General features: G+C 74.7%; 5 protein-coding genes and 2 pseudogenes. 4 read left to right on the top strand and 3 right to left on the bottom strand.

Features of this window, described 5'->3' with window-relative positions:
- A partial coding sequence (locus RH94_RS32300) for a class I SAM-dependent methyltransferase (RefSeq protein ID WP_143204106.1) occupies window positions 1–655 on the bottom strand: 655 nt, incomplete at its 3' end.
- A gap of 207 nt (window positions 656–862) precedes the next feature.
- On the opposite strand from RH94_RS32300, the gene RH94_RS32295 reads away from it, so the two are divergent.
- The 4 genes and pseudogenes from RH94_RS32295 to RH94_RS45190 form a co-directional block, all read left to right on the top strand.
- Entirely contained in the window at window positions 863–2299 is a 1437-nt protein-coding gene (locus tag RH94_RS32295; protein WP_073951884.1) for an MFS transporter, read from the top strand.
- 229 nt (window positions 2300–2528) lie between these two features.
- Window positions 2529–3266: a class I SAM-dependent methyltransferase gene (locus tag RH94_RS32290; protein WP_073951883.1), complete on the top strand. Its 738-nt coding sequence runs from the start codon at window positions 2529–2531 to the stop codon at window positions 3264–3266.
- 79 nt (window positions 3267–3345) lie between these two features.
- Window positions 3346–3701, top strand: a pseudogene (locus tag RH94_RS45195) (FAS1-like dehydratase domain-containing protein); the annotation flags it as partial.
- Window position 3702: 1 nt separating this feature from the next.
- On the top strand, window positions 3703–4208 hold a 506-nt coding region (locus tag RH94_RS45190), incomplete at its 5' end, for a MaoC family dehydratase (RefSeq protein WP_234426182.1).
- Between the two features lie 108 nt (window positions 4209–4316).
- Here the strand turns inward: RH94_RS45190 and RH94_RS41625 are convergent.
- Window positions 4317–4481 (bottom strand): hypothetical protein, encoded by a 165-nt coding sequence (locus RH94_RS41625; protein WP_199881109.1) that lies wholly within the window; start codon window positions 4479–4481, stop codon window positions 4317–4319.
- Window positions 4482–4579: 98 nt separating this feature from the next.
- Window positions 4580–5246 (bottom strand): annotated as a pseudogene (locus tag RH94_RS45185) (hypothetical protein); the annotation flags it as partial.

Genomic DNA, 5246 nt, shown 5'->3' with positions numbered 1-5246 from the left:
GGGCGGGGGCGGCCGTGCCCGTTCGCCGCAGGACGCGCAGCGAGCCGGTCGCCGAGACCTCGGTGAACTCCCCTGACCCGAGGGCCCGGAGGCAGACGCGGTACGGGGCCTGCCCGGTGAACTCGTCCACCGGGTCCGGGAACACGTCGTGGATGACCAGCAGGCCGCCCACGGCGACGTGCGGGGCCCAGCCCTCGTAGTCGGCGCCGGCGTGCTCGTCGGTGTGGCCGCCGTCGATGAAGACCAGGCCGAGCGGGGTGTTCCACAGGGCGGCGACCTGCGGTGAGCGGCCGACGAGCGCCACCACGTGCTCCTCCAGACCGGCCCGGTGCAGCGTGCGCCGGAAGGTGGGCAGCGTGTCCATCAGGCCGATCTCGGGGTCGACCGTCTCCGGGTCGTGGTACTCCCAGCCGGGCTGCTGCTCCTCGCTGCCGCGGTGGTGGTCCACGGTGAGCGCGGTGACCCCGGCCCGCCGGGCGGCGTCGGCGAGCAGGACGGTGGAGCGCCCGCAGTACGTGCCGACCTCGAGCAACGGCAGTCCGAGCCGCCCGGCCTCCACGGCCGCCGCGTACAGCGCGAGCCCTTCGTCGGCGGGCATGAACCCCTTCGCGGCCTCGAAGGCGGCCAGGATCTCCGGCGTGGGTGCCGCGGGCATGGGGTGGGGGTCCTTCCGGTCGCACGTCCGTTCCGGCCGCCATGCTGCCGCACCGCCCGCCGCTCGGGCGACAGGGGGTGCGGTGGCGTACGTCTCAGCCGGACCGGCCGGACGCGTACGGGCGGCGTACGGGCGCGGGACTCGGACCTCCGGAGCAGCCGTTCTCGTACCGAAGTCCGATACAAGGGGTGTCAGCGGCTTGAGACCATGACGCCCATGCTCGAAGCCGCTGACACCACCCCGACCCTCCGCCGCCCTGCCGTACCGCCGCCGACCTGGCTCGTGGTGGCCCTCGCCTGTGCCGGGCAGTTCCTGGTCGTGCTGGACGTGTCCGTCGTCAACGTGGCCCTGCCGTCGATGCGGGCCGACCTCGGGCTGAGCGGCCCGGGACTGCAGTGGGTGGTGAACGCCTACGCCATCGCGTTCGCCGGTTTCATGCTGCTCGGCGGCCGGGCCGGGGACCTGTACGGGCGCAAGCGCATGTTCCTGCTGGGACTCGGCCTGTTCACGCTGGCCTCGCTGGGCGGCGGCCTGGCCCAGGAGGGCTGGCAGCTGCTGCTCGCACGGGCCGTGCAGGGGCTGGGCGCGGCCGTGCTGGCGCCCTCCACGCTGACGCTGCTGACCGCCGCCGTGCCCGAGGGGGCGGCCAGGGCCCGGGCCATAGCCACCTGGACGGCGGTCGGCGCGGGCGGCGGAGCGGCGGGCGGCCTGGTCGGCGGGATCCTGGTGCAGGGACTGTCGTGGCGGTGGGTGCTGCTGATCAACGTGCCCGTCGGCGCGGTGGTGCTCGCCGGAGCCGTGCGGTGGCTGGTGGAGAGCCGGGCCGGGGACGGGCGCCGGCTGGACCTGCCGGGCGCGCTGCTGGTGACGGCGGGGCTGGCGACGCTGGCGTACGGGATCTCGCAGACCGAGGCGGAGGGCTGGACGGCCGCGGCCACGCTGGTACCGCTGCTCGCCGGGCTCGCGCTCATCGGGCTCTTCCTCGCCGTCGAGGCGCGTACGGCCGCCCCGCTGATGCCGCTCGCGCTGCTGCGGGTGCGCTCGGTGGCGTCCGCGAACGTGGCGATGTTCGTCTCCGGTTCGGCGATGTTCTGCATGTGGTTCTTCATGACCCTGTACGCGCAGAACGTGCTCGGCTACACGCCGCTGGACGCCGGGCTCGCCCTGGTCCCCAGCTCGCTGGCGGTCGTCCTCGGCTCCAAGCTGGCCCCGCGCCTCATGCGGGCGGCGGGGGCGCGCAACGTCGCCGTGCTGGGCACGCTGGTGGCGGCCGCCGGGTTCGCCTGGCAGTCGACGTTGCGGGCGGACGGCGCGTACCTCACGGCCATCATGATCCCCGGGATCCTGATGATGCTGGGGGCGGGCCTCGCGGGCACCCCGCTCGCCGCGCTGGCCACCTCCGGGGCAGCGCCCGAGGATGCCGGGCTGGTCTCCGGGCTCATCAACACCTCCCGCACGATGGGCGGTTCACTGGGCCTCGCGGTCATGGCGACCATCGCGGCGGCCCGCACGGCGGGCCGGACCACGCCGGTGGGCCTGACGGAGGGATACGCGCTGGTCTTCCGCACCAGTACGGCGGTGCTGCTCGGCGGGGCACTGCTGATGCTCGCGTGGCTGCCGCGTTCCGCGCGGAAAGTCGGCTAGCAGCGGCGCGGTTCGCCCCCGAGGAGGCCTTCGGCGTGGGGGCGGAAGGATTTTCCACCCCGTCCCGGTGTGATCCCCCCACGGCGCCCGCCGGGGCCCCGCACACGCCCGGACAGCACGTCCCGCAGAGCCCCAATTACCTTGCCTGACCTGGGCTTTCGAGCTGTTCGACGCTACGGTCGCAGTACCGGGAACGGGCCTGGGAAGGGCCCGAGGAGAGGGGATCCGCATGGACCGGAACATCCGTACCGTGGACGACGTACTCCACCTGCTGGACGGGCTGTTCGCGCCGGACGCCGACCGGTGGACCGGCGGGGCGGCCGGGTGGTGGGACGGGTTCTACGCCGACCGGTCGCGGCCGGTGCCGTTCTTCGTGGACAAGCCGGACGAGAACCTCGCCGAGTGGCTGGACCGTGGACTCGTCGGCGGGCGCCGGGCACTGGACCTGGGGTGCGGGCCGGGGCGCAACGCCCGGTACCTCGCCGCGCGGGGCTTCGAGGTGGACGCGGTCGACCTGTCGGCCGGGGCCGTCGCCTGGGGGCAGGAGCGGGCCCGGGAGACGGGGGCCGCCGTGCGGTTCGTGTGCGGGGACGTCTTCGGGGACGCCGGGGCGCGGCTCACCGGGCCGTACGACCTCGTCCACGACTCCGGCTGCTTCCACCACCTGCCGCCGCACCGCCGGATCAGTCATCTGGCCCTGCTGGAACGGGTCCTGGCGCCCGGCGGCCACCTGGTCCTGACCTGTTTCGCGGCCGGCGGCATGGGCAGCGAGCTGTCCGACGCCGAGCTGTACCGCACCGGCCGCCTGCACGGCGGGCTCGCCTACACGTCCGAGTCGCTGCGGCGGATCTTCGCGGACCTGACGGAGGTGGAGCTGCGGCGGATGCGGGACGAGCCGGAGGACTCGCCGTACTTCGGGGAGGCGTTCCTGTGGGCGGGGTTGTTCCGACGGGAGGAGGCGGTGTAGGGGCGGTCGCGGACGACGGACTCCGGCAGGGGGTCGGTACGGTTTCGCACGGGACGGAGAGCACGGAGTCAGGAGGCCCATGCCCATCGACGCAGCCAAGGCCCTCGCCGCCGAGCCCCGGACCGGCGAGATCTCCTGGACCCCCAGGGACGTCCTGCTCTACCACCTCGGCATCGGCGCGGGCCGGCCCGCCACCGACCCCGGCGAACTGCGCTACGCCCTGGAGAGCAGGCTGCACGTCCTGCCGAGCTTCGCCACCGTCGCCGGCGCCGGCGCGCCCGGAGTGATCAGCGGCCTGTCCACGCCCGGCGTCGACGTCGACCTCGCCCAAGTCCTGCACGGCGGCCAGACGCTGACCGTGCACCGGCCCGTCCCCGCCCGGGGCACCGCCACCGCCACCAGCCGTGTCACCGCCGTGTACGACAAGGGCACGGCNCGGCCGTCCTCGTCCTGCGCACCGAGGTCGCCGACGCCGACGGGCCGCTGTGGGCCGCCGAGGCGCAGATCTTCGTCCGCGGCGCGGGCGGCTGGGGCGGCGACCGCGGCCCCTCCGCCCGCCTCGCCCCGGTCACGGGCGGACCCGACCGCACCGTCGAGCGGACGGTCCGCGAGGACCAGGCCCTCCTCTACCGCCTCAGCGGTGACTACAACCCGCTGCACGCCGACCCCGGGTTCGCCAGGCTCGCCGGCTTCGACCGGCCCGTCCTGCACGGGCTGTGCACCTACGGCATCACGTTGAAAGCGGTCGTCGACACCCTGCTCGGCGGTGACGTGACCCGCGTACGGTCCTACGCCACGCGCTTCGCCGGAGTGGTGTACCCGGGCGAGACCCTGCGCGTCCGCATGTGGCGGCAGGGGAGCGGCGGGGTCCGGGTGTCGGTGACGGCCGTCGAGCGGGAGGACGCGCCGGTGCTGGCCGACACGGTCGTCGAACACTCCTGAGCCGATGTTCCTGGCCGGTACTCCCGGCCGGTGCTCCTGAGCCGGACAGGACGTGAAACGGCCCCGCCCCTGGTGACAGGGCGGGGCCGTTTCTCCGCTTCGGTACCGTCAGGCGGCCGCTTCGGTCTCCCCGGTCGGCTTGCGGTGACGGCCGCTGGGGGCGGCCTCACCGTCGTGGGAGGAGACCGGGCCGCGGTGCCTGCCGTGGCCAGGGGCCGACTGGGCCGCCTGGTCCGTGGCCTCGAACGGCTGGGTCGTGCTGGCGTCGCTCATCGGAAGAAATTCACCCCGTCAACAATGATCTTTCGTACAGCCGGGCGAGTGTAACCGGCACACCTCGGGTCGAATCCAGGCGGCCGCGCCGACCGGCACTACTTCGTTACAAGCCGCCCCAGAGGCGCCTGCTGCAACGGGACGGGACGGGGTGCGCGGAAATCCGGAGGCCCCGGTTCCGGGGCGGCCTGCGGTCCGGATTCGCGTGCGTACGCGGCGTGCGGTCCGGAACGGGGCGCCGCGGGGTGCGGGACGCGCGCCGGCGCCGGAGCCGCCCACCGCGCCACCCCGCAGGGCACCGCCTCCGTGGCGTACGGCAGCTGGAGCACGCCGTCGCCCGTCCACAGTCCCGCCCCGGCCAGCCACCCCTCGGGCGCCGGGAGGTGACGTACCCACCCCTCCGCGGGCCGCCACACGCCGACCCAGCCGCCGTACGCGCCGTCGCAGCGCAGCGCCACCGCGCAGTGCTCCGGTGTGAGCGCCTGCCCCGGCTGGATCGCGAACGGCGTCACCGCGCAGTCGGGCAGCGCCAGGCCCTCCGGGAAGCGCACCGGCAGCGTGCTGCCGAGGACACCCCAGCCCAGCCGTTCCCGGCCGGGCGAGGGTGCGTCCGAGCGGATCAGCAGCAGCCCGCTGTCCGGGTCGGCGAGCAGCAGCCGGTCGTCGCTGTCGGCCGCGATCTGCAGCAGCGGGGACGTCTCGCCGCCGAGTCCGAGGTCCACCACGACCGCCTTGGTGCGCCCGTCCGTCCGCCGGTCCAGGGCG

Source organism: Streptomyces kebangsaanensis, assembly GCF_001906585.1.
Taxonomy (GTDB): Bacteria; Actinomycetota; Actinomycetes; order Streptomycetales; family Streptomycetaceae; genus Streptomyces; species Streptomyces kebangsaanensis.
The sequence above is the reverse complement of the archived record's forward strand: the minus strand, read 5'-3'. Positions and strand labels throughout refer to the sequence as shown.